23 protein-coding genes and 2 tRNA genes are annotated in these 26187 nt (G+C 50.4%); 10 read left to right on the top strand and 15 right to left on the bottom strand.

All coding sequences use genetic code 11. The annotated features are described in order from the left end of the window. Nucleotides 1-152: 152 nt before the first annotated feature. Nucleotides 153-611, top strand: a complete 459-nt coding sequence (locus tag IX84_RS31470) for an RDD family protein (protein WP_152605211.1) — start codon at nt 153-155, stop codon at nt 609-611. A 53-nt stretch (nt 612-664) separates the two neighbouring features. Here IX84_RS31470 and IX84_RS23815 read toward each other — a convergent pair whose 3' ends face one another. The 10 genes from IX84_RS23815 to nosZ are packed head-to-tail and all read right to left on the bottom strand — an operon-like array spanning nt 665 to nt 10800. Further along, nucleotides 665-2953: a TonB-dependent receptor domain-containing protein gene (locus tag IX84_RS23815; RefSeq protein ID WP_052516347.1), complete on the bottom strand. Its 2289-nt coding sequence runs from the start codon at nt 2951-2953 to the stop codon at nt 665-667. Nucleotides 2954-3007: 54 nt separating this feature from the next. Then, complete coding sequence (locus IX84_RS23810; protein WP_044226751.1) at nt 3008-3391, bottom strand: hypothetical protein; 384 nt, start codon at nt 3389-3391, stop codon at nt 3008-3010. 9 nt (nt 3392-3400) lie between these two features. Continuing rightward, on the bottom strand, nt 3401-4126 hold the full coding sequence (gene ric, locus IX84_RS23805) for an iron-sulfur cluster repair di-iron protein (RefSeq protein WP_044226746.1): 726 nt from the start codon (nt 4124-4126) through the stop codon (nt 3401-3403). A gap of 20 nt (nt 4127-4146) precedes the next feature. Beyond that, nucleotides 4147-4848 carry a c-type cytochrome gene (locus IX84_RS31465; RefSeq protein WP_052516346.1) on the bottom strand — a complete coding sequence of 234 codons (702 nt, stop codon included), beginning with the start codon at nt 4846-4848 and terminating at the stop codon, nt 4147-4149. Nucleotides 4849-4884: 36 nt separating this feature from the next. Further along, nucleotides 4885-5667 (bottom strand): ABC transporter permease, encoded by a 783-nt coding sequence (locus IX84_RS23795; protein ID WP_044226743.1) that lies wholly within the window; start codon nt 5665-5667, stop codon nt 4885-4887. A gap of 11 nt (nt 5668-5678) precedes the next feature. Beyond that, nucleotides 5679-6455, bottom strand: coding sequence for an ABC transporter ATP-binding protein (locus IX84_RS23790; protein ID WP_044226740.1), 777 nt, complete (start codon nt 6453-6455; stop codon nt 5679-5681). Then, nucleotides 6452-7705 carry a nitrous oxide reductase family maturation protein NosD gene (locus tag IX84_RS23785; protein WP_081968916.1) on the bottom strand — a complete coding sequence of 418 codons (1254 nt, stop codon included), beginning with the start codon at nt 7703-7705 and terminating at the stop codon, nt 6452-6454. Before IX84_RS23785 ends, IX84_RS23790 begins: the two co-directional genes overlap by 4 nt. 23 nt (nt 7706-7728) lie before the next feature. Beyond that, complete coding sequence (locus IX84_RS23780) at nt 7729-8178, bottom strand: nitrous oxide reductase accessory protein NosL (RefSeq protein WP_044226737.1); 450 nt, start codon at nt 8176-8178, stop codon at nt 7729-7731. After that, nucleotides 8175-8753, bottom strand: a complete 579-nt coding sequence (locus IX84_RS23775) for a hypothetical protein (protein WP_044226735.1) — start codon at nt 8751-8753, stop codon at nt 8175-8177. The genes IX84_RS23780 and IX84_RS23775 overlap by 4 nt, the downstream gene beginning before the upstream one ends. A gap of 55 nt (nt 8754-8808) precedes the next feature. Beyond that, nucleotides 8809-10800 (bottom strand): Sec-dependent nitrous-oxide reductase, encoded by a 1992-nt coding sequence (nosZ, locus tag IX84_RS23770; protein WP_081968915.1) that lies wholly within the window; start codon nt 10798-10800, stop codon nt 8809-8811. Between the two features lie 421 nt (nt 10801-11221). Here nosZ and IX84_RS23765 point away from each other — a divergent pair, with 421 nt between their 5' ends. From IX84_RS23765 to IX84_RS23750, 4 genes are all read left to right on the top strand, one after another. Further along, complete coding sequence (locus IX84_RS23765; protein ID WP_044226733.1) at nt 11222-11647, top strand: RrF2 family transcriptional regulator; 426 nt, start codon at nt 11222-11224, stop codon at nt 11645-11647. A gap of 85 nt (nt 11648-11732) precedes the next feature. Then, the gene (locus IX84_RS23760; protein WP_044226730.1) at nt 11733-12224 is read left to right on the top strand and encodes a c-type cytochrome; all 492 of its coding nucleotides are present in this window, start codon (nt 11733-11735) and stop codon (nt 12222-12224) included. 110 nt (nt 12225-12334) lie between these two features. Then, nucleotides 12335-13564, top strand: a complete 1230-nt coding sequence (locus IX84_RS23755; RefSeq protein WP_044226729.1) for a hypothetical protein — start codon at nt 12335-12337, stop codon at nt 13562-13564. Next, entirely contained in the window at nt 13533-13787 is a 255-nt protein-coding gene (locus IX84_RS23750) for a DUF3253 domain-containing protein (RefSeq protein WP_044226727.1), read from the top strand. The genes IX84_RS23755 and IX84_RS23750 overlap by 32 nt, the downstream gene beginning before the upstream one ends. 66 nt (nt 13788-13853) lie before the next feature. On the opposite strand, the gene IX84_RS23745 is transcribed toward IX84_RS23750, so the two are convergent. Further along, nucleotides 13854-14306 carry an Hsp20/alpha crystallin family protein gene (locus IX84_RS23745; protein ID WP_081968914.1) on the bottom strand — a complete coding sequence of 151 codons (453 nt, stop codon included), beginning with the start codon at nt 14304-14306 and terminating at the stop codon, nt 13854-13856. 243 nt (nt 14307-14549) lie between these two features. Between IX84_RS23745 and IX84_RS33605 the strand changes: the two genes are divergently transcribed. Next, nucleotides 14550-14711 carry a hypothetical protein gene (locus tag IX84_RS33605; RefSeq protein WP_160213908.1) on the top strand — a complete coding sequence of 54 codons (162 nt, stop codon included), beginning with the start codon at nt 14550-14552 and terminating at the stop codon, nt 14709-14711. A gap of 226 nt (nt 14712-14937) precedes the next feature. Continuing rightward, a complete protein-coding gene (locus IX84_RS31460) occupies nt 14938-17994 on the top strand; it encodes a leucine-rich repeat domain-containing protein (RefSeq protein ID WP_052516344.1) in 3057 nt (1018 codons plus the stop codon). A gap of 115 nt (nt 17995-18109) precedes the next feature. Here the strand turns inward: IX84_RS31460 and IX84_RS23730 are convergent. The 3 genes from IX84_RS23730 to dnaA form a co-directional block, all read right to left on the bottom strand. Continuing rightward, nucleotides 18110-18184 (bottom strand) — tRNA-Pro (locus tag IX84_RS23730). Nucleotides 18185-18200: 16 nt separating this feature from the next. Next, a tRNA-Ser gene (locus tag IX84_RS23725) sits at nt 18201-18287 on the bottom strand. Between the two features lie 311 nt (nt 18288-18598). Further along, nucleotides 18599-20053 carry a chromosomal replication initiator protein DnaA gene (dnaA, locus tag IX84_RS23720; protein ID WP_044226721.1) on the bottom strand — a complete coding sequence of 485 codons (1455 nt, stop codon included), beginning with the start codon at nt 20051-20053 and terminating at the stop codon, nt 18599-18601. Nucleotides 20054-20528: 475 nt separating this feature from the next. On the opposite strand from dnaA, the gene IX84_RS23715 reads away from it, so the two are divergent. From IX84_RS23715 to IX84_RS23705, 3 genes are read left to right on the top strand one after another with little or no spacing between them, the layout of a single operon-like run. Further along, on the top strand, nt 20529-21923 hold the full coding sequence (locus IX84_RS23715) for an efflux RND transporter periplasmic adaptor subunit (protein WP_052516343.1): 1395 nt from the start codon (nt 20529-20531) through the stop codon (nt 21921-21923). A 27-nt stretch (nt 21924-21950) separates the two neighbouring features. Further along, nucleotides 21951-23258, top strand: a complete 1308-nt coding sequence (locus tag IX84_RS23710) for an ABC transporter permease (RefSeq protein WP_044226719.1) — start codon at nt 21951-21953, stop codon at nt 23256-23258. An 11-nt stretch (nt 23259-23269) separates the two neighbouring features. Continuing rightward, nucleotides 23270-24742, top strand: a complete 1473-nt coding sequence (locus tag IX84_RS23705) for a TolC family protein (RefSeq protein WP_044226716.1) — start codon at nt 23270-23272, stop codon at nt 24740-24742. A gap of 7 nt (nt 24743-24749) precedes the next feature. Here the strand turns inward: IX84_RS23705 and IX84_RS23700 are convergent, their stop codons facing one another. Then, a complete protein-coding gene (locus IX84_RS23700; RefSeq protein ID WP_044226711.1) occupies nt 24750-26153 on the bottom strand; it encodes a tetratricopeptide repeat protein in 1404 nt (467 codons plus the stop codon). Nucleotides 26154-26187 lie beyond the last annotated feature (34 nt).

Below are 26187 nucleotides of genomic sequence, written 5' to 3'. Positions count from 1 at the left end.
AAGTAGGATGAAACACCCTTAGAATGATCACAATCTGAAACACCAGATAAAAAAAAGCATGTACACAATTAGGACTAAAAGTACAGAATAAAGTGCAGAAACGGCTTTTTATTCAAAAGCTTAAATTTGTGGAAAAACAAAATCCCTCAGTTATGAACGCTTCACTAGCCTCCTTTGGGCAGCGACTGCTGGCCTACTTGATTGATGCATTGCCAATTACACTCATTGTAGCTGCTATTTTTTACTTTTTCTTCGGATTCGATGCCTTGCTGCACAACTATTTAGAGCGTGCACCCAATGACCTCGAAGCCCGGAAGGCCTTCATGTCTCAGCGGACCTTGATTAGGAATATTAGTTTTCTGCTCTATGTGGTCTACGCCGCTTTTATGGAGTCTTCACCTAGTCAAGGGACCCTTGGGAAACGGGCATTGGGCTTAAGCGTTGGCGGCTACACCGGGCAGCGGCTTAGCCTTAAAGCATCTTTTATCCGCAACTTTGGTAAGCTTATCTCCATCTCGGTTTTTGCCCTTGGCTTCCTTTGGGTGCTGTTTGATAAGAACCGGCAGGGGTGGCATGATAAGATGGCGAAAACGCTGGTTGTCAAAAAATAAAACACCGGGCTGCCAACCACAGCAGCCCGGCGTACAACCATCAATACTTTTTCTTAAAAATTATACTTCAGCAGCAGCGCGAAATTGCGGCCCGGCTCGTACAGGATACCCTGTTCCGGCATATTGCGGTAGGCCCAGCTCAGGTGCTCGTAGTAGTTGGCATCCAGAATATTGAGAACGGAGAAGCCGAGATTCAGGCCCGGCAGCACTTCCGCGCCCATCCGCAGGTCATACGTCTGGAAACCAGGCGTTGTAGTTTCGCCGAAGGTGGGGGAGACCCGGTTCTGCTCCGCTACAAAGCGGCTGCGCAGGTCGGCCCACCAGCGGCCGCGCTGATATTTGATGCCCAGGCTCCCTTCCAGGGGCGTGACTTGCGCCAGCGGCTCGTCCCAGTCCTGATTGTGGGCGTGGGTGTAGGCACCGAGGGTGTAGACGCTTAGCTGATCATTGAAGCGGTAAGCTGCATCCCATTCAAAGCCAGCCTGCATCGCCCGGTCGATATTCGTGAAGCGGCGGGCGAAGCGGGGCTCGCTCATTGGCATATACTTCCGGGGCAGGGTGCTGTCTACGGCTGCCGTGATGTAGTCGGTCAGCAGGGAGTAGAAGACGTTCCCTCCGGCCTGCCAGCGCTCGCCCTCACAGCGGACGGAAAGCTCTGCCTGATGATTCGCTTCGGGCTTCAGGTTGGGGTTACCGAGGTACTCGAAGGGGTCGACACCTACATTGAAATGGTAGATGTACCGCTCAATCATATTGGCGGAGCGGGTGCCCCTGCCTATTGCCAGCTGCAGGCTCCACTCGTCCGACAATTGGGCATGCAGGGAGCTGTTCAGGCTGAGGTTGAGGTCGTTTTGCGCATCAAGAAGGCCGTACTGTTCCGTGAATCCGGGGGCGGGGGCATTACTATTAGCGTTTACCCAATCCAGCCTCAGGCCGCTGTTCCAGCTCAGCCGGTCGCTGATAAGTAAGCGATATTCGGCATAGGCCCCCACGTCATTGATGTAAGCATCCTGCCAAATGGGGTCAGTAGAAACCATAGGCTGGGGGAGAGGCTCACCGGTCATCATGTGGCGTTTGATGGTCCGTACGCGCTCCCCGCTGCGGCTGATGCGGCGGTAGTCGAGCCCGGTGTAGAGGATGCTCTTTGCGCCGGGCAGCCAGTTAGCTTCCACTTTGCCGCCAAGCGTTTGGGACTGTACGGTAGCCACTGCTTCCACCATCATGAAGTTGGGGCGGCGCGCATTGCTCATCACATGGTCTACCTGCGATCCGTAGGCTTTTGCAGTCAGTCCGTACAGCTTTGGGCTCAGGTTTTGCACTTTGTAGTCGAGGGAGAATACGCTGGCATCGTCGGAGTCGGTGTCCATCATCAGGCCCGCGTGCAGGATGTCGCGGCCAAAACTCTGCCGCCAGCTCGCCTGTAGCCGCTGATTGGCATTTGGCGAAAGCCCTGCGCTCAGGCTGTAGTCGTAGGCCCGGAATGCCGAGGGTATTGTGGTGCCATCCCCGCTTTGGTAGTTGCCAAAATCCTTCCATCCGCCGCTCACGGAGAAGTCGGCTATGCCAGTGCTGTACTCAAGGCCGGCTTGCGTCAGGCGGGAATCGCCATTGCTTTCGTAGCCCACTTCCGCAAAGCCACCCCAACCGGGTGCCGGTGCCTGATCGTCGGTTACGATATTGACCACACCGCCCATCGTCTGTCCATGCCGTACGCTGAAAGGGCCCTTTACGATCTCCAGCGCCTTGATTTCGCTGGGGTTGACGTGGGTGGAAATGGGGTCCATACGGCCGGGGCAGGCATGCACGACCTGTACGCCCCCATCATAGATGATATTCAGCTGCTCGGCTTTGAAGCTGCGGAATACCGGGTCCAGCGCATAGCCACCCCGCTTGATGAGCCCGAAACCTGGCTGCTCCCGCAGGAGGTCGCCGATGTCTACGGGCTGGCTGACCAATTGGGCGTTATCCTGCACTACGGTTGAGAGTGGCGTGCTTGCCCCTCTGTCGCCTTCCACGGTGATGGTCGACAGCTCCAGCGGCTTGGGCGGGAGCGCAAGGAAGACCATGGTTTGGCTGCAGCTCGTCATTTCTTTGTGCGCTTTGCCGTAGCCCATTTGGGAGGCGCAAAGCTGCATGGGCATTTCGTGCCCGCTTAGTTCAAACTGTCCTTTTTCGTCGGTGTATTGATAGGTGCCGTTCACTTCTACCACGGCGTAGGGAATGGGTTGCTGTGTGTTTTGGTCGATGACCTGCCCGCGGCAGTTGCATTGGTGATTTTGGGCAGACAGGCTGCTCAGGGCAAGGCATAGCATTGCCAGGGTACTGATGATGGTGCGTTTCATTGCAGTAAGTTTTAAGTATGTGAGTACGTGAGTATGTAAGGGGTGAGGGATGGCTTACTGCGGTGGTTTGAGTGGCCTCTGGTGGTAGGAATGGCTGTAGAGAAAGGCGTAGTCAAACAAACCATCAATTGTTTCTTCAAATCCGGGCTTGTCGATGCCATGGATTTCTGTCATGGGGAATGCACTGTAAAGTTGTAGCAATTGTATCCACTGTAGCAGGTTGTTATTTTGTGGGTTGGGCTGTAAAGGGTCCGATTCCACCATTTCCTCCAGCTGGCACTTTGCATGGCACTCCAGCTGTGGTTCGTCAATGTTTTCACAAAAGCGCTGTTCAAAACCGGACAGGTTGTAGTGGTACCAGGCAAAAAGTAAAGCCTCCCTGCCGGTCTGCAGGACCAGGGCCAGTAACATCAGCGGCAGGAAGACTTTTTTGATCATGGCACAAAATTATGCGGTCAGTTGCGCTTCCATTTTCAGGGCGCGGGGGAATAATACGTTATTTTCCAGATGGACATGCTGATGTAAGTCACGCTCGAACTCTTCCAGCATTTTGTACAGCACACGCACGGTATTGCAGGCAAAGTCCGGTGGTGTGAAATCATCTGTGGCGGCGCGGATTTTGCTCATCATTTCCCCGGCGAATTCGTGCTCCAGCTCCATCTGCCCGATGGGGCCACTCACGCCTTTGAACGCGCTTCGGTCCGCAGTGGGTTGTTGGATAGCAGCTTCCAGCCGTTTGATATACGGGAAGAGTACACGTTCTTCTTTTTGTAAATGATCCAGCAACTCTTCGCTGAGCGCATCCAGGTAAGTTTTGACCTCCTTCGAAGCCGGAATACTGTCTTTATGTACCTTGGCTACCTTGGCTGCGTACTGTTTGAGCAGTGGAACCTTCTCCGTCACGTATGTATGGTGGACATTAACGATGTAATCAATTAAAAAGGACGGCTGCCAGGATTTGAAATTATGTGCCGGCGCATCGCTGCGTTGCTTATCCAATTCCAGGAACTGCCGCTCAAGGGCGGTATAGTCCACGCCCTTTGCCTGGCATACCTCTGCTACTGTTTTACCTCCACCGCAGCAGAAGTCGATACCGAAGGACTTAAAGACTTCGGCAGCCCGGTAGTTGTCCGCGACGATTTCGCCCACGGTTTTTGCTTTGTCAAAATTCATAGTTCTAATGGCTTTTGATATTAATCAATACTGCTTAACGGCGCGCCGGCGCTTCCTTCCATCTGAAGGATGTAACTGGCGACCTGTTGAATATTTTTTGCGCTGAGCTGACTCTCCCAGGCGATCATCCCTTTTTCCGGCACTCCATCGCGGATGGTCGTAAATACATCGGTGATCGTGCCACCGTGTATCCACTCCTCATCAGTTAGCATCGGGCCAACTCCGCCTTCCCCTTTCGGGCCATGGCAGGAAGCACAGGAGCTGTCAAAAATGGACTGCCCAATGGCGAGGGACTGCTCATCGGTCAGCATAGTGACAGTGGTTTCATCGATAATTGGCGCGGTAGGGGGCACCTCGGTTTCAGCTTCCGCATTTACATTAGAGATATCTTCTGCTGTACCGGCCCCGGTTGGTATATTCATCAGCCCAACGATGGCGAGCAAGGTTGCACCAATAAAGCCCGCATAGCGCAACGCCATGCGCCTTGTACGTTTTTGCTGAAAGCGCTTGTAAGCCTCCGCCCCCTCTGATTCGAGCTTGATGAGGCCAGCGGTACTGTCGTAAAGCGCTATTGTCTGTACCATTAGTACCAGCGCTACCAAAGCTCCTATGCCTGCCAGGAAGATTTCAAGGCTGCTCCAGCTGCTTAGTATGCTGCCGTTCGGCTGCGCCTGCGCTAAAGCCGGTAAAAAGATGATCGCTATTGAAAAAATACGTTGCATGATTTGTGTTTTTTAATATTTCCTAATTCCCACGCCCTAAAAGTCTTTCTGCTTCGCGGCCCGCTGTATGGTCCAAACCGGCAGACCGGTCCAGAGCGCCAAAGTGAGGAGCGACAGGCCCATGCCAAGCGCGGTACCCAGAAACTTCTGGAATACGGCTCCGGTATAGCCCATCAGGGCAGAGATATCGAGTTTTAACAGGATCATGATCCGGCTCAGGTCGATGGGGTTGAGAACGGTAGCGGCCAGCGAGAAGCCCTCCAGTGGATACTCTTTGAAAAGGATGAGCGACAGCAAAAAGAGCCCATCGTACACTACCGCAAAGAAGAGCCAGAGTACGATAGCCAGGCCGAAGCCGCGGATTTTATTCTCGTTTTTCAAACCGATCAGAAAGGCCAGGCCCGAGAAGATAAAGGTGAGCAGAACGCCGTTGCTGATCAGTGTGAAGAAGTTCCAGGTTTCCGGCCCGTGCAGTATGCCATACGCGACAAAGGGGATGCCAATGCCGATGACCAGGCTTACTGAAAGCGAGATTGCCAGCCCGAGGTATTGCCCCCAGAAGATGGTACGCCTCCGGATAGGCTGCGCCAGCAGCAGCTCGGTGAACTCCCGGGAGTTGTAGTAGTACATCACGCCGAACATGGTAGCGATAAGCGGGCAAAGGATAAGGATGACATTCATCAGACTGATGACGACTTTGGAAACATCACCGCTTAGGTAGAGCAGCCCGCCGCTGAAGAGCAGGAAGAATGCCAGGTAAAGGTATGCCCAGCGGCTTCTGAGCAGGTCGTAGGTACTGTATTTGAGTATTTTAAGCATGATGGGTGGCTTTATGCGGTTTGTAAATGGCTCATGATGGACTGCAGAGCGGATTTTGGTGCTACCGAGCGATTAGCAGTGGCCAGCTGGCCTTTCAGGATGCCGGCAATCGCTTCTTCCAGGCCCTCTGCCTGATGCTGCGTTTTGATTTCTGCCACGGAGCCACGGAAGTAGATTTTGCCATCGAGCAGGAATACGATTTCATCCGCCATCTCCTCCACAAAACTCATGATGTGGGTGGTGATGAGCACCATCTTGCCGTGCGCCTTCTCCTGCCGGATCAGCTCCTTAAGCTGTATCATCGCCACCGGGTCAAGCCCGGAGGTCGGCTCATCGAGTATGACGATGGGGCTGTCGTACATCAGCGCCAGGGTAAGGTTTACTTTCTGTTTGGTGCCGCCGGAAAGCGTGCCGAGCCGCTTGTCGAGAAAGGGCTGTAGCCCGAAACGTTCAATCAGTTCTTCATCCCGGGAAGCCCCCCCGCGGATATCCTTGATCATGCGCAGCAACTCCGCCACGCGCAGGTTTTCCGGGAAGCGGGCAATCTGCGGCAGGTAGTCAATTTGATTGCGGTAAGCCCATTCTCTGCGGATAGGCTGACCGTTCACTTCGATGCTGCCTTCATCGGGGAGCACCATGCCGAGCAATGACTTAATGAGGGTTGTCTTCCCGGAGCCATTCGGGCCGAGGACAGCTGATATGCGGCCCGTTTGCGTAAAGCGGAGGTCGATGCCCTGCAGTACCTCGTTTTTGCCGAAAGCTTTTTCGATATTTTTGAATTCAATCATAGTGATAGCGGTTGCATTGATGGTTGATGGTCGAGTACGTCAGCCGGGGTGAAGACCGGGCTGACCTTTTCTGAGAAGTTCATCAGGCTGACGAAGAAGCTCCGCAGCAGCACGATGGCTTCCGGCGTCTGGTCCAGGATGTAGGAGAAGAGTTTGACCGGGCGGTAGGGCACATCTCCTGTGCCGTCGCGGTCCAGGTCATAGCCGTTGTATTCGCTCCAGTAGTTGCCGGTGAAAGTATTGTTGTTGACGTTACTATTGACGACTAAATCCAGGGTATTGGACCGGAAGTTATTGGCTGTAATGTCATTATCGAGGCAGCCACCCGCCATTTTGATGGCCCAGCCATTGCGGCGAAACTCATTGCGCTGATAGACGATGCGGGTAGAGCCTTCGATGTTGATGCCGATGGTATTCTGGATGAAGTGGTTGTCTTCTATCCGGGTGTCGTAGATTTCTTTGAGCAGCAGCCCGTACGCTGCACGGCCCCAGTTGTGCTCAAAGGTGTTTTCCCACATGTTGATGAACTTGGAGAACATCACCGCTACGCCTGCGCCGTTGTCGGCAAACCGGTTGTGGTGGTATTCATCATGGTTGGAAAACATGAAGTGCAGCCCGTAGCGCTGATTGCCCACGCTCTCGTTACCCACAATCTTACTGTTGTCCACAAACTCGAAGTATATGCCATCGCGGTGGCCGGTCACCCAGTTGTCACGGATGTCCAGCTTCTCGCAGTGCCAGGCGTGGATGCCGTTGCCGGAAGAGGCTTCGTCCCGCAGGACGCCGCTCAGCTCATTGTTTTCGATCACGGCCTCGTGCACCCGTTCCAGGTAGATGCCGAAGAAGGTATTCACCAGCCGGTTATTGCGAATGACCGCCCGGCTGCGCTGCCGCACCCGTATGCCGGCGTGGTCTTTGAGGTAACTCACGCCCACATTCTGCAGCTGCAAGCCCTCCACCGTCACATCGTGTGCAATGATGGTCAGTATCTCGCCCTGCTCCTGTGCGTCGAGTACCGGGTAGCCAATGCCCCGTATGTACAGCGGCTTATCGACTACCAGGCCATGCTCGTAGTAGGTGCCGGCATGGATTTCCACTACATCTCCGCTATCAGCCGCCGACAGGGCAGCAGCGATGCTGGGGTAGTCTTCTTCCGGGCCAACGCGCAGCGTTTGTGGTTGAGCCGCTGCTGTGGTGGCCAGGAGAAGGGTAGTGGCCAGTAATGAAAAGTATTGAAGTATTGCTCGCATGATGGTTGTGGTTGGCGGAAGCTTTAGTCCGCAATTAAGCCAGATAACTCTGCGTGATGCTGCAGGGCTTTCCAGTGATAAACATGGCCTCCTTTTTCCGCTTGCATCTGATCTGCTGCCTCAGCACTCTCAAAGGCGGAGAGGTAAGCCCCCATCGGGCTGGGTACGGCTTTGCTGATCAGGTAGTGGCTTTCCTGTGCCGGCATGAGCACGCCCGGTTGCTGGTAATCATTGACCAGCAGGTGGGCAAATTGCGCTTCGCCACCCTCGTCCTCCACATAATTGAGCAGGCATTCGATGGCATCGAATTTGTACGCCCGGCCCTTATTCGTGACGGCTTGTGCTGCGTGCTGCCGGTCAACGATGGTCATTTTACAGTAACTGCACATGTCTTCACCGTAGTGGATGTCCTGCGGCTGTGGGGAGCAGGCGCTTAGCGCGAAAAAGCTGGCTATTGCAATCAGGTATTTCATTTGGATAGTTGTTTTTTACGAGACCACCAGGCCGCACTACCGAAGAACATGGACAGGCCAAAGCCAATCCCGCCGATGTGGGGCCAGGAGTCCGCGATAAAATTGATAATTTGCTTACGGCCAATGAGCGGTGGCTGGAAACTCGCCCCCGGTATTTTGATGGGGGCGGTATCGCTCAGGTTGTGGCCGTAGTCGTATTCCCAGAGATAAAAGTCGTACATGCCCAATATGCCCAGGACGACAAGGACAATGGTCCAGGACAGGTAGCCCCACTTTTTGTTGATCGCCAGCGCTATCAGGCCCAGCAGCCCCATGGCGCCGATGATATAGGGGAAGTATTGGAGCTCAGGGATATCATCGGGTTCAATGTATTGCATGCCAACGTAGTGGTTAAGGATGTTGACATTCTGTAGGGTGCCCGGGCTGCTGCCGCCGATTTTGTCAATGTAGATGTGCATCTCCACGCCATCTGGGTACTGAGGCGCGTACAAAATGATCTGCCACATCGGGAAAACGAACAAAGACATCAGGCAAACAATACCCAGCAGCATAAGACGCCTCGGAAGCTGTTTCATATCAATTTTGGATTAGGGTGCGGGAGCCATGCCCCCGCACCTTGTGGTTGAATGCTTATTGTACAGGCTCGTCGTAGCCAAGCCTCCAGTCCAGCGCAACCTGTGAGTTGGCCGGAGAAACGCGAAGGTAGCCTTGCATCTCCTGGTGGAGGGCAGAACAGAAGTCCGTGCAGTAGAACGGATAAACGCCTTCTGCTTTCGGCTCCCAGACCAGCGTCTCTGTCTGTCCGGGCATCACTAGCAACTCCGCATTTTGAGCGCCTAAAACAGCGAGTCCGTGCGGTACATCCCAGTCCTGTTCGAGGTTGGTCAGGTGGAAGTAGACGCGATCGCCTACCTTGATCCCTTCGATATTGTCGGGGGCAAAGTGGCTGCGGATGCTTGTCATGTAAATGTGAACGTCCTTGCCTTCCCGCTCTACCCGGGCATCCTTCTCGCGTACCGTGCGGTAGGGGTGCTCGTTTTCTTCGATGGGGTAAAACTTCTTGGAGTTCGGCATTACCTTGTCGGCGGCAATCGCCTGTGCATAGTGCGGCTCGCCGATGGTTGGAAAGTCGAGCAGCAGCTTCATTTTGTCTCCGGAAATATCGTACAGTTGTGCAGAGTGGTTCAGCTCCGGGCCGGTAGGAAGGTAACGGTCTTTAGTGATTTTGTTCAGCGCAACCATGTATTTACCATCCGGTTTGCGGGAGTCGCCGCCGGGGATCATCAGGTGGCCTACGGAATAGTAGGTTGGGATGCGGTCGAGGACCTGTTGCGTCTCGATGTCCCACTTCACAATTTCAGAAGAGATGAAGTAAGTGGTGTAGGCGTTGCCCTTGCCATCAAACTCGGTGTGCAATGGGCCCAGGCCGGGCTTTTCTACGATACCCGCCAGGATTTCTTCGTACTTCAGGACAGGTACGCCGTCAATCGTGGTTTCGAAAGATTCATTGGCGATAGCCTCCTGTATTTTGGTAAAGGAGTGGACCGCCATGTCAGCAGACAGCTTGCCGTTCCCAACGATGTACTCGCCACTTGGGTCTACGTCTACTCCATGAGGGGACTTCGGTGTCGGCAGGAAGTACACGAGGCCCGGGCATTCTTCCGGTATCAGCACCTTCACTTTGTCCTTCATTTCAGAAGTAGCAGTGTGGGTCTTTTCGTTATAAATATTGTGGGCGTACTTAGCCGGCATTTCCCTGTACTTGCCTTGTTTGATGTACTCCTCCGCTTTCTTCCAGTTGATAGCCGCGATAAAGTCCTTGTCATTCTGGGAAGCGTTGACTTCCAGGAGGGTGCTCTTTTCTTCCGTATTGTAAGTGGTGAAGAAGGTCCATCCGTGGGATTTGCCCTTTCCAGAGTGGGCCAGGTCGTAGTTGAAGGCAGGCAGCAGGACCTGAAAGGCAACGTCCATATGCCCTTCTTCCGGGTCTACGCTGATGAAAGACAGGGTACCCTTAAACTTTTCGGCATAAGAATCGATGGAGACATCCTGCTGTGGATAAGGCACGCCAAAGCGAGTGCCCGCCACAACGTACTCGGTGTTCTCGGTGGTGAAAGGCGAGCTGTGGTTGCCGCCGGAGTTGGGGATTTCGATGATCTCCGCAGTTTCGAAAGTCGTCAGGTCAATCCGGGCGATGCGCGGCGTGTTGTTGCCGTTAATGAATAGCCAGCGGCCGTCGGTTTCGCCATCGGTTTGAGAAAGCTCCGGGTGGTGGGCATCATCCCAGGGGATAAAGCCGTGAGAGGTTTCCAGCAGTGGTTTGGTCTCCTCGTTGAAGCCATAGCCTTTTTCTGCATCCAGCGAGAACACCGGGATGACCTTCAGCATGCGGCCGGAAGGCAGGCCATAAACGCTTACCTGCCCGCTAAAGCCACCGGACATAAAGGCGTAGAACTCATCGTATTCCCCTGGCGGGACGTAGACCTGCGAGGCAACGTCATCAGCCAGTGCGGCAGAACTGTTTCCCATATCAGGCGGCCCTTCACAGCCAGTGAAAATCGTCGAGCCGGCACCCAAAAGTGCCAATGCGATAATTGATTTAATTAATTGATGGTACTTCATGACAAAGTGTTTTAAAAGATGGTTTGTGATTGGGCAACCGCCCGGTTTTATAGAGATTAAAAGATGTTTTTATCTTTTATTGCAAAGGAAAGGGCAATCCCGGCTTTCATAGATGACTTTTGTCAGCTTGGTTGGATGAGGTTTGTCAGTTTTTGAAACCGCATTTGCCCGTTTGCCTTTGAAATAAAGATTTTAAGATGCTTTTGTCTCTTATTGGAGCCTCGTCCTTTTAAGGAACTTTTTTTCCTGCGCAGGATAGCTCCCAATCGCAAAGCAAAGATAAAAATAATCAAGATTAAAAGATGTTTTTATCTTTTAAAATATATAGATTTGTACCAGCGGTTTAGCAATAATGACCTGAAGCTATTCTCAAGCATATATATGCTGCATACTTGAAAAGCTCAGGCAAAAACCTTATACTATGTTTAGCAAATCCTGCAAATACGCGATCCGGGCCGTCCTCCACCTGGCTGCATTTACAGCGGAAGACCGGAAAATTGGCGTACAAGCTCTAGCAGATTCTTTGGAAGTGCCCAAACATTTCCTCGGAAAAATCCTTCAAGAGCTGTCCCGGCAAGGAATAGTTTCTTCTGCCAAGGGTCCTACGGGCGGCTTTTTCCTTTCTGATGCTGACCGGCAGGCGCCACTATCAAGAGTAGTGGAAGCCATTGACGGCCCCGAGGTTTTCTCCTCCTGTATATTAGGCTTACCAGTTTGCGGGGCAGACAATCCCTGCCCGCTTCATTTTCAGGCGCTTGAATACCGGGAAGCGCTTCAGGAAATTATTGAAGACCGCAGTATCGCGCAGGTAGTGGAAGGCGCGCTGGAAAAGGACCTCAAGCTTTAATTGCTAAGCCCCGGGTAGAATTGGCTGGCCGAACCAGCCAGGCCAAAATTGAAATTACTCATCACCATCTATAAACGAATAAAAAATGAAAAATCTATTAATTCTATCGGTATTAATTGCTTTTTTTGCCTGGTCCTGTAGCGGTGGAGGCGAGCCCTCAGGCACAGCTACCAGCCCTGCTGCAGAGCAGGAAGCTCCTAAAGCGGATGCGTCTGCTGATGAAGGCTCCAATAAAGGCATAGGCGAGGTGAAAACCGTTGACCTCAACGACCCGCTTGCCAAAAGCATGGTCGAAGCAGGCGAAAGTATTTATGAAATGAAGTGTGCGGCCTGCCACAAACTAACCGATCAGCGGGTAGTAGGACCTGGCTGGGCGGGCATTACAGAAAAACGGGAGCCGGAGTGGATCATGAATATGATTACGAATGTCGAGATCATGCTGGCTGAGGACCCTACGGCTCAGGCCCTTTTGGAAGAATGCCTGGTACGCATGCCTAACCAAAACCTTTCTATTGGTGATGCACGCGATGTGCTGGAGTTTATGTATGCCAATGACGGAGGCACGGTAGGAGAGTAGTCTCTTGCTCCAAACTCTTGCTTTGCAAAACCTATGGATATCTGTAGCAGGCGGAGCTGGCTCTTCCTGCTCAGATACCTTTGTTTATCCATCCCAAAAGAGTACAATGTATGAAAATCCGCTGGCTACGTGTAGCCCTGCTCAACTTGTTTCTGGCAGCGGTCCTCGGCGCCACCCTGCGTTTGGCATTTGTGGTAGAGCTTGAATGGATGAATTTCCGCTATGTGCTGCATGCCCACTCACATGTAGCCATGCTGGGCTGGGCATACCTGGGGTTGTTCGCGTTGCTGGCACACTACTTTTTACCCATAGAGGCGCAACAATCGCGATGGCTGAGCGTGCTTTTTTGGATGACCCAGGTTAGCGTAGCGGGCATGCTGCTTACCTTTCCGGTAATGGGGTATGCTGGTCCTTCCATTACTTTTTCTACCCTGCATGTTTTGTTTTCCTATGCGTTTGTCTGGTATTTCTGGCGTAAACTGCCGGTCTCAACTGCTTTTTCGCATCGCTTCGTTCGGGCGGCGATTCTTTTCATGGTCGTATCTACCCTGGCGCTATGGGCAACAGCTCCGATTATCCTTTTCCAACTGAAGGGGTCTGCGCTTTACTATGCCTCTATCCAGTTTTTCCTGCATTTTCAATTCAATGGCTGGTTCCTCTTTGCGATACTCGGCCTGTTTTTCAAATACGCCGAACGCAGGGGCGTTGCTTTGCCTTCAAAGATCGGTGGTAGGTTCTTCAGTTTGCTGGTAGTCTCCTGCGTATTGACCTATGCTCTTGCCGTTGCCTGGTCTAATCCGTTACCTGTTGTTTATTGGATCAATAGTGCGGGCGTACTCCTGCAGCTTGCTGCCGCTTTGCTATTTATAAAACTGGTCTGGCCCATACGGAAGCAACTAAGCTTGCCGGGGTGGGGCGGCTTCCTGATCAAACTGGCTTTTGTCTGTTTTGTTGGCAAAATTGCAATGCAGTCTGTTGTAGCCGTGCCGGTCATTGCGGAGGCTGCCTACACCATCCGGAACTATGTGATAGGGTTCATTCACCTGATTCTGCTGGGCGCGGTCACGCCTTTCCTGATTGGCTTTGCTGCCCGGCAGCAGCTCCTGGCATCCGGAATACTGCCACGTATCGGAATCACTCTCTTCCTGATTGGTTTTGCCGGCAGCAAATTGATTTTATTCCTCCAGGGGACGCTGTTTTGGGCTTCCATCGGTTTTATGCCTTATTATTATGAGGGGTTATTCGCCATATCTCTTTTGCTGCCCATAGGCATAGGGCTGTTGCTGCTTGGACAAATCTGGTTGAAAGATGGGCGCAAACTCGAAAATCATCAGCGCTAAAATTCTGGAAATCGCCCGTCAGCGTGGGCCCTCCAAGACTTTCTGTCCTTCTGAAGTAGCCCGGGCACTCTTCCCGTCGAACTGGAGATCGAAAATGGAAGCGGTAAGGAATAGCGCTTTTCAGCTCGCCGCGAAAGGAAAAGTCCGCATCCTGCAGGGTGGGGCAGAGGTGCCGGAACCAGAGCAGGTAAAGGGGGCTATCCGGATTCAAATTGTGCTGTAAAAAATAAAAAGCCTGCCTCAACAAAGGACAGGCTTTCCAAGCTAAAAGTAGCCAATCTGAATCACGCTATTGGATATCGATAGACTTAATTGTTCCGGCATCATCAGCATTGGTCTTTACCGGCACAACAATCTCCAGCATGCCATTTTGATAGCGTGCATCAATTTTATCTTCTATAGCTGTTTCCGGCAGGGTAAAACTGCGGCTGAGCCGGGAGTAATTATGTTCACGGCGGGTGTAGGTGTCATTGTGGCTCGTGTGGTGATGAGCTGCCTCCACATACAGATTCCCTTTATTCACGGTGATATCGAAGTCAGACTTTTCAAAGCCTGGTGCAGCCATTTCGATCAGGTATTCTTTTTCATCGTTATTCCGGATATTGACGGAGGGCACGGTAAAGCCTTCGTCATCGATTGGGCGCCCCATGCGCCTTCTTGCCTGACGGTTTAGGAATTGGTCGGAGTAGCGCGTGTCATCGTCGTTTGGCAATAGTCCTCTGAAGTTTCCAAAGGTTCTCATAAGTATCGGTTTTCTTTTGAAAATCTCTATTTATAAAACTGGAAACCAAGGGGTTGTGTTCGAAAAAGGTACGCTGGCTGCTTAAAGAGGACTGCCCTAACGATTACACCGGAAAAATCATTTTTAATTCCTTGCTCTCTCATCGGAACAGGAGAATAAGTCACTTTAAAAGGCAAAAGAGACTTCCGAGCCGAGAAAGTCAGCCTAATAGAGCGGTTATTGCAAATTGAAAACGAAGCCCTATTGCTAGCTATCAAAAATATGCTCAACTTTGGGTTCCTGCGGCAGGACAATCCATCTTTAGATTTTTGGGATGAACTAAGTGACGAACAAAAAAATCAGATAAAAAAGTCCATTCAATTTCTGGAAGCGGGGGAGGCGGTGCCTCATAATACAGCCATGTAATAATTTAGAAAAAAGTATGGTTAATGAGCTTATCGGTAGTATGATCTCCTTTATCTGAAACTGACATAAGCTAATTTCAAGGTTTTTGTCTTTTTATAATTTCAGTCTGCTGTTATGATTTGAACCCGAACTCTTCTGTTTTTTAGCTATTTACCTTGCTTCAAACATTTTTGACACAGCTGATTGCTGGTATTTTTTCTTTACTGGCAAACTCAAATTTTTTGCTATGAAAGGTCCTCTGTCTTACCTTCTAATTCTTAAGATTAAGCAAATAGATCTATTAGTATTTTTACTATCCATTGTCTCCTTACCTACATTCGCGCAGGCTCAGTCACCATGCGATGTTGGCGACTGCTCTTGTATTCTTGAGAAAGCCTACATAAAGGCGCAAGCGCCTAACACCTATCGTGAATCGATAAGATTATTCTTTGCCGCCGCTAAATGTGATGCGAGCCTTAGCCATGAGGCGGAAAAAGAGGTGCAAGCTTTGTTTGAAAAACTTAATAGACTGAGAGTTGCCTCCAAAAAAAAGCTTCAGACCGTGAGAGACAGTTTGATTGAAGCATTACAGGCACAATATTTTGTTGATAGTCTTTACGGAGTCATCGAGCAAGAACGGCAAAAAGCGGAGCAGATCCTAGACCAAATTTACTTTTATAAAGGTCGCTATGGTTTAGCCCTTAAAGGAAATAGATATGGCTTTACAGATCGGGCCTTAAATACTAAAATAAAATTCGAGTATGATGAAGCGCTACCCTTTGATGAATCTGGCTTTGCTAGGGTAAAAAAGACTAGTTCTGGTCGGTTTGAACACTATTTAATTGATACTACAGGAAGGGAGTATCCAGTAGCTTATGACATTTCTCAACTTGAAAAAGGAATCGTTGCGCTAGACCTGCGAAACAGGGGACTGAAAAGCCTGCCGAATGCTGTTTACGAGCACTCACCTCTACAAGTTTTATTGGCCTCTGACAATAATATTGATAGTCTGCCTTCAGAGATCAAAAACTTAAAAAGTTTAACAACGCTTGATCTACGGGATAATAAGCTCCGCCGCTTGCCAAGCGAGATCGGCAGCTTAAAGAATCTTTCAATAATTGATCTTTCTAGCAATAATATCCATTACTTACCTGCCGAAATAGGTCAGTTGCAAAACCTGATAGGACTCAACCTTTTGGGCAATAATCTTCGCACTTTACCTCCGGAATTCGATAAATTGAAGAGCCTTACTTGGCTTAATCTTTCTAGCAATTCGTTTAGCACAATTCCGCCAATAATCTATCATCTTGAGAATCTGACTGAGCTTGATTTAGCCAGTAATTTTTTTTACGAATTACCCTTGGGGATTGGTCGGTTGCAGAGCTTGGAAAACCTTAGCCTTAACAGTAATAAAATTGCGGTTTTACCTAGTGAAATAGGCCGATTGAAAAATCTTAAAGTGCTCTATATTGGGAACAATGAACTTACTGAACTGCCCATTGAAATTGGTGAATTGCAAAAACTTTTTCATCTTTCCCTCTTTGATAACAACCTTCTCTCATTACCTCCCGAAATAGGACAATTGCAAAACCTTGCAAAGCTTAATATTTCTAAGAACGACCTAAAGAAATTGCCTGTAGAATTAAGTGAACTCAAGAAACTAACCCGGCTTGAAGTGGCTGAAAATAATTTGCAGGTACTTCCAAGCGAAATAGGTCGATTGCGAGAGCTTAAAATGCTTGACCTTTCCAAGAATGACCTGAGTATTCTCCCAGATGAAATATGTGAGTTGCAAAATCTTGCCTATTTATTTATTTGGGATAACAATCTGCACTTCCTTCCTAATAATATAGGAAAACTGAAGGACCTTGAAGTACTTGGAGTTCCCAGGAATAATCTTAAAGAGTTACCGGCTAGTATCGGTCGTTTATCTAAGCTAAATTCACTCAGGCTAGAGGGCAATGACCTCCGTGCTTTGCCGAAGGAAATCGAAAAATTGGAGAAGTTAACTGAGTTAGATTTACAGGGAAGCTCCCGACTACCATTTAAAGAGATTTGCCTTGCTTTTTCAGGCTACCCCAAAGAAATAATCATTTCTTCTAATAGCGGCTTCTATAATCTTAATGATAGTCTATTGTTAATAAAAATAGATAAGCAAGAAAGTCTTCCTGCTGAAATTGGGCAGTTGAAAAACTTGTTTCAGTTAGATTTCACGTTTAATTCTATACTAGAGAAAATCCCTAATGAATTTTGGCAACTACAAAACCTCACCAAACTGAATCTTTCTGGGAATCAAATGCATGAATTACCTCGTGAAATTGGCAATTTAGGAAACCTTACCTCCTTAAGCTTCGGCATGAATGATTTGGAGAAGCTGCCGGCTGAGATAGGTCAGCTGAAGAAGCTCGAAATGCTCTTTCTTGGACGGACTAAACTTAAAAAACTCCACCCAGCCATTTGGGAGTTAAGCAATCTAAAGGCACTAGACCTTGAGGGCGCAGCCTTAATTGAGCTGCCTGATAAAATCAGTCGATTACAAAACCTCAATTGGCTTAACATCGCTGATAACGAATTGTCTGATTTGCCAGTTGAAATTGGACAATTGCATAAGCTTACTGATCTTGACGTTTCGAGAAACAAGCTACGTAGTTTGCCTGTAACGATTGGTGAGGTACAAGACCTAAATTTGCTAAACCTTGCGGATAATGAACTGTCTGACTTGCCAGCTGAAATCGGACAATTGCAAAACCTAATGGAGCTTAGTCTTGGGAGCAATAAATTTGAGGATTTGCCACCTGAGATATTTAGCCTGAAAAACCTTTCTAGGTTAGATGTTGGCGGAAATGAACTGAGCGAACTGCCTCCGGAACTAGGTCAATTGAAAAGATTGACAACATTAGATTTGAGGAATTCTACCCATCTAAAACTGAAAGATGTTCTTCTTGCTGCGGCAGGTTTGCCCAAACCAATAAAAATTAGTACCAATAAGAATTCTAGCAATCAAGATACTACGTCGCTGTTGATAAGAATAGATAAAGTATCTAAACTGCCTGCTGAGATAGGTCAGGTTCAGAACCTCACGGAACTCTACTTATATGGAAACGACCTCACTGAGTTACCTGTTGAAATATGCCAATTGCTGAATTTGACCAGACTCGATCTCACTAAAAATCAACTTCAAAAATTACCCGCTGAAATAGCTAATCTAAAAAAGCTAGAAAGTCTATATATTGGCAGAAATGATTTTTCAGAAGACTACAGGCAAGAACTGAAAAAGTCAATGCCTTGGTGTAGAATATGGTAGGAATAAAACCGAGTGATGCAGCCTGATTTTGAGTGAAGTAAGACTTAAGGCATAGGAAATGAAAGACAGGGACAAAATACAAAAAGACCACCTCAAACGAGATGGTCTTTTAAAGTCGGGGCGGCAGGATTCGAACCTGCGGCCCCCTGCTCCCAAAGCAGGTGCGCTAACCGGACTGCGCTACGCCCCGATCTATTTTAATCCAGCGGTGACGGGGGGATTCGAACCCCCGATACCCGTGAAGGTATGCCAGTTTAGCAAACTGGTGGTTTCAGCCACTCACCCACGTCACCGGGTAATCCTGAATTGACCCAGCTGCCAGAGCTGGTAAGTTAGAAATGGGTTAATGGCGTCTGCCATTTTCTGAGCCCCAAATCACTTGACTTTTTTTGAAATATCCAAGCGCTTTTGCCCGAATTTTTTTGGCTCTTTCGAACAACGTTTCTGTGTGTTTTTCTGAGCGATTGCAAAGGTAAGAACGCCAGTCAAAAAATCAAATCTTACAGAGAGTTTTTTCTAACTTTTTTGACTAGCATCCTCTATTTTGCTGATTTACAATGGGAACAACGCTAAAACTTTTTTCAACGTTCCCGCCTATCGTTTTTTATTGGTCGTGCAGGCTTAGTTTGATCTTCTTTTCAAGTTCCGACACCGTGTCCTTGAAGATCATGTCGGTCTCCATGAGGTCAGATACAGTCTTGCAGGAATAAATGACGGTGCTGTGGTCCCGGCCCCCGAAGTTCTCTCCAATGGCCTTGAGCGACTTGTCCGTCAGGTTCTTGGCCAGGTACATCGACAACTGCCGGGCGATGACAACCTGCCGCTTGCGGGTCTTGCCCTGCAGCTTCTCTACCGGCAGGCTGAAGTGCTCCGCCACTAGGTTTTGGATGTAGTCAACCGTAATCTCTTTATTGATCTGCCGGACGAAGTTGCGGATCACCCGCTTGGCCAGCTCAATATCTACTTCCTGACGGTTGAGGGAAGACTGGGCGATCAGAGAAACCAATACGCCTTCCAGCTCGCGGATGTTGTTTTGGATGTTGTAGCAGATGAATTCTGTTACATCAGCCGGGAGCTCAACGCCTTCCTGATTCATCTTGGCCTCCAGGATGGCAATGCGCGTCTCCAGGTCAGGTGCCTGCAAGTCTGCCGACAAGCCCCATTTGAAGCGGGAGATCAGCCTTTCCTCCATCCCGTCCAGGTCCTTAGGGGCCCGGTCGGAAGTCAGAATGATCTGTTTGCCATTTTGGTGCAGCTGGTTGAAGATGTGGAAAAAGATTTCCTGGGTCTTCTGCTTATTGGCCAGGAATTGGATATCGTCCACGATCAGTACGTCAATCAACTGATAGAAGTTGACGAAGTCATTCACCGCATTATTCTTGATAGACTGAATAATCTGATTGGTAAACTTTTCGCTGGACACATATAATACCGTCTTTGCCGGAAAGCTTTGTCGGACCTCATTGCCTATGGCATGGGCGAGGTGTGTTTTTCCCAGCCCCACGTCCCCGAAAATCACCAGCGGGTTGAAGGAAGTCGCCCCAGGTTTTTTCGCTATAGCTACACCTGCTGAACGGGCAAGGCGGTTACAGTCCCCTTCAATATAGTTATCAAAAAGGTAGTTGGGGTTAAGCTGGGGGTCCACCTTAATTTTGCGAATCCCCGGGATCACGAAGGGGTTTTTTATGGTTTGGCTGTCCAGCATGCCAGGAGCGAATGCGCCAGACTTGCCTCCGTTTTTCTTTCCTGGAGTTCCGTTTGTTGTACTGTAGTTTGGTTTTCCGTTTGGAGCAGCTGCCACTGCACTCTTCGTAAGAATTTGGTATTCCAGCCGGCCATTTTGCCCAAGTTCACGGCGGATGGTCGTCTTCAGCAGCTTCACGTAGTGCTCTTCGAGCCACTCGTAAAAAAACTTGTTCGGTACCTGAATCGTCAACGCATTATCCTCAAGCCGCACCGGCTTGATTGGGTCGAACCAGGTCCTAAAGCTCTGCTGATTCACATTCTTGCGAATCGTTTGCAGACAGTTACCCCAGACTGTAGCATGATCCTTTGTCATTCTGCAGGTTTAAAAGCATTAATAAAAGTGGGCTGTTAAGCCTAGAGTATCAGCAAGTTAGGTTTTGAAAATGCAGGGTGGCGGCTTTTACAAAAAGTAAAAAGCCAAGTCGCATTTAACCGATGTTTTGATCTGTGCCCTTAACTATCGGAGGACTACAAAGTTGGCAAAAAAATGCCGGTTTTAAAACTGATGTTGAAAAGTTTTGATGGGGCTGATCCTGCATAAATCGCCTAGCGGCTTAACTGGCAAGGGCTTGCGCGGAACAAAAAAATATCTGCCTCTCTCAAAAGCCTTTCCACATAGGGGGTGAAAAATGTGGATAACAAGGTGTTTGTTGTTGAAAGTCTTATAAAATTCTGTTTTTCAAATGATTAAACTATTTGGTTACGCTCCGTAAATGTTAAGCTAATGTAAAACAGCATGCTTTGCAGCGTTTTTTTCTTAATTTTAATGCAATCAAAGAAATCACCTTATGCAGCGCTCAGGCATCATTATTCTGGTAGCCTTTCTTGGGCTTTCCGGACTGGCAGGCTGGTACTTCCTCTCCGGGCCTACTTCCACCGAGCAGGACAAGGAACTCCGTTACGAACTCAAAAGGCAATCTTTTTCCATACAGGTTACAGCAACCGGCGAACTGGCTGCCAAGCGATCGGTCAAAATCAGAGCCCCGCAGGGCATGCGCGCTGCCGGTATCTACGAGACCACGCTTTCTGACCTCATCCCGGAAGGAAGTGTAGTGGAAGCAGGCGATTATGTGGCTTCCCTCGATCGTACCGAGCTGGCAGGCAAGATGAGCGATGTACAGACGGAACTCGAAAAGATACAAACGCAGCTCGAACAAGCCCGCATCGACACAGCCATAGAAATGCGCGGGCTCCGTGATGAACTCGCTAACCTGGAGTTTACCAAACAGGAAAAACTGCTCGCTGTGGAGCAGAGCAAATTTGAACCCCGCTCCGTGATCCAACAGGCGGAGCTGGACCTCGAAAAGACGGAACGGGATTACAAGCAGCTGCTCAAAAAATACGAGCTCAAACAACAGCAGGCCGTCGCCAAAATCCAGGAAATCGATGCCCTCCTCCGCCAAAATCAACGGCAGCTCAAGGTCTACGCTGACCTGTCGGAGGAATTCCGCATCAATGCTCCCGAACCCGGCATGATGATCTACGCCCGCTCCTGGCGGGGCAAAAAAGAACCGGGATCGCGCATCAGCGCCTGGGACCCCATTGTGGCAGAGCTGCCTGACCTCAGCGATATGATTTCCCAAACCTATGTCAATGAGGTCGACATCAGCAAGGTGCAGGAAGGGCAGGATGTAGCCATTCAGGTGGATGCCTTCCCGGAACGGAAGTACACAGGCAAGGTGATTAAGGTGGCGAATATTGGCGAACAGCTTAGCGGGTATGACGCCAAAGTATTCGAAGTCATCGTGCAGGTCAATGAATCGGATTCTATCCTCCGACCGGCCATGACCACAAGCAATGAAATCCTCACCGGCACTTACGATGATATGCTCTCTATTCCTCTTGAAGGGCTGCAGTCCGACAGCCTCTCCTTTGTATATAAGGATAGCGGTTCCGGAGTCGTCAGGCAGGAAGTCATCACCGGCTTGTCTAACGCAGATGAAATCATTGTGGAATTCGGCCTGTCGGAGGGGGACCAAATCTATTTGGTACCGCCCCCCGGTGCAGAAGACGCTAACTTTGTGCCGCTTGACCCAGCCATAAAAGAAGACATCCGCAAAAAGCAAAAAGAAGCAGAAGCCAAACGGCAGGCAGAAGCCCTGCGCCGGAAGGAATCTGTAAAAGACATTGAGCCGCCCAGCAACAGCAGAAACAGCGGAGGCAACGTCATCATCTTTGACTAAACCAGACAGCGGGCAAAACCTGATTCTATGCAGCGTGTACTATTCAATTTCCTGCTGGCGGTGGAGGGCGTCAATGCCAACAAGCTTCGCTCTTTTCTTACGGCTCTGGGCATCATCTTTGGCGTGGGTGCCGTAATTGCTATGCTTGCCATCGGTACGGGGGCCAAACAGGCGATACTCGACCAGATGAAACTCATTGGCACCAATAACATCGTCATAGAGGCAGTGGTGCCGGAAACGGGGGACGAAATCAGCACAGAAAATGAAGAGGAAGAAGAGAAGAAGCCTTATTCCCCGGGGCTTAGCCTGGCAGACCTGGCATCCATTCAAAAAACAGTCCCCACCGTAGACCGCCTCAGCCCTGAAATCATCCTCCCGGTGAGCGTAGTCCGGGCGGGGCGGCAGGAGAAAGGGCGCTGTATCGGGGTGGAAAATGCCTTTTTCGAACTCAACGGTCTGGAAATCGGCCAGGGCATCGCCTTTCAGCCCGTGCATATGGAAAAAGGAGAAGCCGTCTGTATTATTGGCACGGAAGTGAAAAAACGCTTTTTCAGCGAGGAGGAACCGGTCGGGAAGCTTATCAAATGCGGTAAAACGTGGCTGCGGGTCATTGGCGTACTGAAAAAACGCAACGCTTCCGAGGAAAGCCTGGCTCGTCTCGGAATCCGGGACTATAATTCGGATGTCTACATCCCGGTAAGTACCGCACTGCTGCGGTTCCGTAACCGGGCGCTCATCACCTCGGATGACCTGGGGAATAACGACGAAAATAAAGCCAAAAACTACCACCAACTCGACCGCCTCGTGGTGCGGGTGGACGACAGCAAGAAGCTCCGTGCCAGCGCAGATGTGATTGCCCGGATTTTGCAGCGCCGCCATCTGCAGGTACCGGATGTGGAAATTGAAGTACCGGAACTGCTCCTCGAGCAGGAACAGCAAACCCAGGATACCTTCAACCTCGTACTGGCGGTCATTGCCGGCATCTCCCTCCTTGTGGGCGGTATCGGCATTATGAACATTATGCTGGCTTCTGTTCTGGAGCGGATCAAGGAAATAGGCGTGCGCCGCTCCCTGGGCGCCACGCAGCTCGATATCATTTTACAGTTTTTATTTGAAGCCGTATTCATTAGCCTGATTGGTGGGCTGATCGGCGTGCTGCTGGGCGTAGGCGCAGCAAAAACCATCGCCTCTTACGCGGAAATCCCGACCATCGTCTCTGCCTGGAGCATACTGCTGTCCTTTGGGGTTGCAGCGAGCATAGGCCTGGTGTTTGGGCTCTTCCCGGCCCAAAAAGCCGCCAAACAAGACCCGATTAAAGCTTTGCGCTCTGACTAAAACAAATCCCGATGAAGAAGTACTTTTTTGTTGTACTGCTGGCCCTGTCCGGCAACCTTGCCCAAGCTCAGCCCGATACCCTGCGGATGGGGCTTGAAGAAGTGGTCCGGATGGCGCAGACCGGTGCGCCGGATGTGCAGATTGCGGAGACGGCCGTCAGGAATGGCTTTTGGCGTTATCAGTCTTTCCTGGCAGATTATCGCCCGCAGATCAGCTTTGGGGCCACCCTGCCCAATCTGAACCGATCCATTCAGACCATTACGCTGCCCAATGGCTCCGATGCCTTTATCGACCGGGCCCTGATGAGCAACCTGGCTAATCTGAGCCTGGAGCAGGATGTCGCTCTTACCGGTGGTTCCATCTTCGCACAGACCGCTTTGGAGCGGATTGATATTTTTGAAACTGATAACAACCCGGGCTCCACTTCCTACCTGAGCACGCCTTTTGCAATTGGGTTTCAGCAACCGCTCTTCCAGTTTAATGCCCTAAAGTGGGCGAAGGAGATACAGCCTTTGGTGTACGAAGAAGCCCAGCGGGCCTTTTCGGAAGATCTGGAAGATGTCGCCTATAATGCTGCACTGTTGTTCTTCGATGTCCTGGTGGCTCAGCTCAATCTCGAAGCCGCCCAGCGCGACAAAAGGGATGCCGATACCCTCCTGGTCATTTCCCGCGGCAGGTTTGATGTGGGGCGTATCGCGGAAACGGAGCTGTTGCAGATTGAGCTGAGTGCCATGAATGCGGACGCTTCCCTCGCCGCCAGCCGGCTCGATTTGCAAACCAGTACCGAAGCCCTGCGTAATTTTCTAGGCATTCAGGAAGCGGTTTACTTTGAGCCTGCCACGCCCGGTGAAATTCCGGTTTTCGATATTGATGCGGACCAGGCCCTCAGCCTTGCCCGGCAGAACCGCAGTGAGTCGGTTGGTTTTGAACGGAAATTGCGGGAAGCCGACCGGGAAGTCGCCCGAGCCAAAGGCACTACCGGGCCTTCTGCGGATATCAATGGCTACTTTGCCCTTTCTCAAACGGCCAATATGTTTGGCGATGCTTATGTCGACCCGCTGGACCAGGAGCGGCTAAACATCCGCCTCAATGTACCCATCGCGGATTGGGGCAAAGCCCGGTCCCGAATAGAAATCGCCCGCTCCAATCAGGAACTCACGCAGCTGCAGGTACAGCAGAACCGTGTCAATTTTGAGCAGGAAATTCTGATCAAAGTGCAACAGTTTAGCCTCTTGCGCAATCAGGTGGATCTTGCCCTGCGCGCCTACGATGTGGCCCGCCGGCAACTGGAGATCACGCGGCAACGGTACCGTATTGGCAAGATAGCAATTGCAGACCTGAATATTTCCATCGGTCAGGAAGCAAGCGCCCGGGCAGCTTATGTAAGTGCGCTCCGCAATTTTTGGTTGGCCTACTACGACTTACGCCGCCTGACACTTTATGATTTTGATAATCAACAAAGCCTGAAGCGGACCCGGGAGTAGGGATGTCTTAGCTAAGCTTGGCCAGCAGCCAGTCCCGGTTGTTGAGTGGTTGGGTGGCTTCCACCTTTGCCCGCAGTTTGGGATAAGAGGCTGGCAACTGCCGCAGCAATGCAGCAGTCAGCTGTATGAAGTTTGCGTAAGGGGTTTTGACCTTGGTGGAGATTGACCGGTTCCGTCTCAGGAATACCTGAAAAGCCTTGAGTGCTGCTTCGAGGGCATCCCAGGCGCCCTGTTCGTAGTAGATTTTGGCCAGCAGCGTCCGGCTGCCCAGGTTGTAGTGGATATCCGTAAACTCCACCTGCCGGAGTTGATCAAGAGCAGCCTCGTAGTCTGCCCTGAAAAAGTAGAGCTCGGCCAGATTGTAATGCAGCGCATCTTTTTGCTGATCAGCAGGCAGATAGTCGGAGTAAACTTTGACAAAATCCTCCACCCAGTCGTATCTTTTCAGGTTCAGCCCCAGCTTGACCATGTTTTTATAAGTCCAGGGTGACAATTGCTTTTCCTCAATCAGAATTTTCTCGTCGATTCCCTGCTGATATAAACCTAGCAAATGTGGTGCAAAAGACCGTTCGCCCTCACGTATCCTGCCGATGCAATAATTAATGGCGTAGTAGAGTAGGGGGCGGGCGGTTTCCTGGCTCAGCCGGTTACTCCACCCTCGGAATAAGTCAACATAACTGAAAAAAGTCTCCTGATGCCGGTCGGGTGCCTGCAGCATCTGATAAAGGTACAGGTAAAGTTGGTGCAGCGGTTTTGAGCTCAGGTCTTGTCCGGACAAATGGTTGATCACGGACTCCACCAATGTGGGATCAAAAGCCTGATCAATCAGGCGCTGCCGGTTGAGCATCTCGCAGGTGTACTGTAGCTTCTGTAGCATAAAGAAATCATCCAAGGCGCTGTTGGCTGCCTGTAGAAAGGGCGTGGGCTGCCGCGTATTTTGCCGGAAAAACTGCTGTTCGGCCAGGTCGAGCAATTGCCAGCTTTGCAAATGATGCGTAGGGCCTAGGGGTGCCTTTTCCAGCGCATCTTTGGCTTTTCGGTTAGCTTGCCGGTAGTGCTTGCCCAATTGGAGCCGGACCAGTTCCTCCGCCTTGATTTGTTCGGCAAGGGCGGTGTCCTCCTGCAGGCGCTTCCAAACCAGCCAGACTTCTGCCAGTTTCAGCAGGTCGCTCATCAGCTGATTGAGCATTTGGTAGCGGTAAGGCTGCTTCGGGAACAGGGCTTTAAATACCACTTCCCGCTCCAATGCCTCGGGTTTCCACCCCTTTGTCCAAAGAGCGTGCAAATGATGCAGTAAGCGGTGGGCATCCGGATTGGGGTTGTGGAAGGGGCGCTCCACAAAAGAAAGCAGGCTACGCCAGTCGTAGCCGTCAAGGGTTTGGAGGAATTGGAGGAGCTTAGTGTTTTTCATAGATCGGATATGCCTTGTTTTTTAGAGAATCCTC

Source organism: Phaeodactylibacter xiamenensis, assembly GCF_000759025.1.
GTDB lineage: Bacteria > Bacteroidota > Bacteroidia > Chitinophagales > Saprospiraceae > Phaeodactylibacter > Phaeodactylibacter xiamenensis.
Note: the sequence above shows the minus strand (reverse complement) of the source record. Positions and strands in the feature narration are given on the sequence as shown.